Raw genomic sequence first — 3,035 nt, 5'->3', positions numbered from 1 at the left:
ACATAATTTGTATCATGAACACGTGCAATCCAATCTCTAAATGCATCATTTACGGCATCCTTTAGTGTTTTGGTTCCGGATTTTACTGAATGTACCTTTGCACCCAACAATTCCATACGGTAAACATTAAGTGCTTGTCTTTTGGTATCTACTTCCCCCATAAACACTTCACATTCCATATCAAGAAGTGCCGCAGCAGTTGCAGTAGCCACCCCATGCTGACCGGCACCGGTTTCAGCAATTACTCTTGACTTACCCATTTTTTTAGCAAGCAATACCTGACCCAATACATTATTGATTTTATGAGCGCCAGTGTGGTTCAAGTCTTCACGCTTTAAATAAATTTTGGCTCCGCCAAGGTCTTCAGTCATTCTTTTAGCATAATACAATAAGGAAGGTCTTCCGGCATATTCCTTCAATAATGTATTAAGCTCATTTACAAATTCAGGATCGTTAATATAATGATTGTATTGTTCTTCCAAGTAAAGTAACTCATTCATTAATGTTTCAGAGATGTATTGGCCACCATATTCACCATATCTTCCATTACTCAACGTATTACCTCCATAATCTCTTTGATTTTAAATTCATCTTTAAATCCATCAGTTTCAACACCAGAACTTAAATCTATTGCATAAGGTTTAAATTCATCTATAGCTTTGGATATATTTGAAATATTAATTCCACCAGCTAAAAAGAAGTCTTTGGTTAAGTCATTTCGTATTAGATTCCAGTCAAAAGTTTTTCCACTACCTTTACCGCTGTCAAGCAATAAGTAATCAGAAATTGAATTGTCATATTCCATCAAGTCTTTTTCATCAGACATTTCAATTGCATTAATTATTTTCAGTTCATAGTTTGTATTTTCTTTTAAATTCCTAATATAATCTTCACTTTCACTACCATGAAGTTGAGCAATTTCAATAACGCCTTCATCGAATAACTTTACGATTTCATCAGCATCGGCATCTACAAAAACCCCAACAGACACAATATCAGGACTTAAATTGCATTTCATTTCTGATGCTAATTTATGAGAAACCTTTCTTTTTGAATCTGCAAAGACAAAACCTATATAATCAGGTTTATATTTATTAACAATGTCTATATCCTCCAATCTCTTAAGTCCGCAGATTTTGATTTTAACCATTCTTCAACTCCGAAATTAAAGATTTTTTATCATCACTTTTCATTAAAGTTTCACCAATTAAAACTGCATCGACATTATTTTCTTTTAATTTACTAACATCTTCTTTTGTTTTAATACCACTTTCAGAAATAAATACTATATTGTCACTTACACATCTACGTAGACTGATACTATTATCAATATCTACACTAAAATCATTGAGGTCCCTATTGTTTACACCAATAATTTCTGCACCAACATTCATTGCAGTTCTGATTTCATCACCATCATGAGTTTCAACAATAGCTGAAAGGCCCAAATCATGAGCCAAATCTAAAAATTTCTTTAATTGAACAATATCCAATATGGACACTATCAAAAGCACTGCAGAAGCTCCAAGCAATTTAGCTTCCCAGACCATATATTCATCAATGACAAAGTCCTTTCTTAAAATAGGAATTGAAACATTTTCGGAAATCTCTTTTAGATAATCATTTGAACCCTTAAAAAAGTAAGGTTCTGTTAAAACTGAAATGGCAGATGCACCTGCAGATTCATATTCCTTTGCAATGCCCACATAATCAAAATCTTCACAGATTATGCCTTTTGAAGGGGAAGCCCTTTTAACTTCAGCAATAATTGCAATTTCAGGGTCTTTAAGAGCCTCCTTAAATGGAAAATCTTTTGAAATTTCCATCTGAGAAACTTCCTTTTTAAGTTCATCCAATGATTTATTATTCTTAGCTTCAACCAATCTTTCCTGAGTTTTTTCAACAATTTCATCCAACATAATAATCAACAATTTGTACATTCAATAAATTTTTCAAGCTGTTCTAAAGCCTTTCCTGAATCAATGATTTCCGCTGCAAGACTAACGCCTTCCCTTAATGATTCAACTTTTCCTGCGACATATAATCCTGCTGCCGAATTCAATAAAACAGCATTTCTCCTAGGTCCTTTTTCACCATTTAAAATAGAGAGAGTGATTTTTGCATTTTCTTTTGCATCTCCCCCAACAAGATCTTCTTTTGATGAAAATTCCATATCAAAGTATTCTGGAGATATCTCATAAGACATTGTTTTTCCATCTTTAAGTCCACATACAAAAGTTTTGTCACTGACTGATATTTCATCCATAACATCCAAACCATAAACAACCAGTGCAGACTTAACACCAAGATTTTTAATAACTTCGGTAAGTGGTTCGACCAAATCTTTATCGTATACTCCTAAAACCTGCATAGTAGCACCTGCAGGATTTGTCAAAGGCCCCAATATATTGAATATTGTCCTTATTGACAGTTCTTTTCTAACTCCTGCAACATACTTCATTGACAAGTGATAATTTTGAGCAAACAAGAAACATAAATTAATCTTTTTTAAGCATTTTAAACTTTTTTCGGGAGGTATGTTAATATTTACGCCCAACTCTTCCAACACATCAGCAGCACCACATTTACTTGATGCAGCCCTGTTTCCATGTTTTGCAACCGGAACGCCGGCTGCAGAAATAACAATTGAAGAGGTTGTTGATATATTAAATGTATTGGATCCGTCACCACCTGTTCCGACAATTTCCAAAACTTCCTTATCGTTCAATAACCTCACACAATGAGCCCTCATCGCTTCAGCAGAGGCAGTAATCTCATCAATTGTTTCTCCTTTCATGGACATTGCAGTTAGGTAAGCACTCATTTGAACTTCACTCGCCTCACCACTCATGATTTCATCCATAGTTTGATATGCTTCATCATAAGTCAAATTTTCATGTTGATATACTTTTAAAATAGCTTCCTTAATCATAAAATCCCTTTCTCTACTTTTTCTATAAAATTTTTAATAATAGTTAATCCGTCCGGAGTTAAAATTGATTCCGGATGAAATTGAAGACCATAGACATTATAAT

At 33.8% G+C, this 3,035-nt stretch carries 4 protein-coding genes and 1 pseudogene; all 5 read right to left on the bottom strand.

Annotation, left to right across the window (positions count from 1 at the left end; translation table 11 throughout):
* A partial coding sequence (locus tag QZ143_RS09605) for a pyridoxal-phosphate dependent enzyme (protein WP_292883662.1) occupies positions 1 to 554 on the bottom strand: 554 nt, incomplete at its 3' end.
* On the bottom strand, positions 551 to 1,150 hold the full coding sequence (locus QZ143_RS09600; RefSeq protein WP_292883660.1) for a phosphoribosylanthranilate isomerase: 600 nt from the start codon (positions 1,148 to 1,150) through the stop codon (positions 551 to 553). The genes QZ143_RS09600 and QZ143_RS09605, both read right to left, overlap by 4 nt.
* Positions 1,143 to 1,919, bottom strand: coding sequence for an indole-3-glycerol phosphate synthase TrpC (trpC, locus tag QZ143_RS09595; RefSeq protein WP_292883657.1), 777 nt, complete (start codon positions 1,917 to 1,919; stop codon positions 1,143 to 1,145). Before trpC ends, QZ143_RS09600 begins: the two co-directional genes overlap by 8 nt.
* Before the next feature lie 5 nt (positions 1,920 to 1,924).
* Positions 1,925 to 2,932 (bottom strand): anthranilate phosphoribosyltransferase, encoded by a 1,008-nt coding sequence (trpD, locus tag QZ143_RS09590; RefSeq protein ID WP_292883654.1) that lies wholly within the window; start codon positions 2,930 to 2,932, stop codon positions 1,925 to 1,927.
* Positions 2,929 to 3,035 (bottom strand): annotated as a pseudogene (locus QZ143_RS09585) (aminodeoxychorismate/anthranilate synthase component II); the annotation flags it as partial. The pseudogene QZ143_RS09585 and the gene trpD, both read right to left, overlap by 4 nt.

Origin of the sequence: Methanobrevibacter sp. UBA188, from assembly GCF_905234905.1 — an archaeon.
In the GTDB taxonomy this organism is placed as follows: Archaea; Methanobacteriota; Methanobacteria; order Methanobacteriales; family Methanobacteriaceae; genus Methanocatella.
This window is presented reverse-complemented; position numbering and strand designations above follow the sequence as displayed.

Excerpts from the sequence above, each read along its gene's own strand:
- trpD (WP_292883654.1), bottom strand. The coding sequence starts at position 2,932 with ATGATTAAGGAAGCTATTTTAAAAGTATATCAACATGAAAATTTGACT.
- QZ143_RS09600 (WP_292883660.1), bottom strand. The coding sequence starts at position 1,150 with ATGGTTAAAATCAAAATCTGCGGACTTAAGAGATTGGAGGATATAGAC.
- trpC (WP_292883657.1), bottom strand. The coding sequence starts at position 1,919 with ATGTTGGATGAAATTGTTGAAAAAACTCAGGAAAGATTGGTTGAAGCT.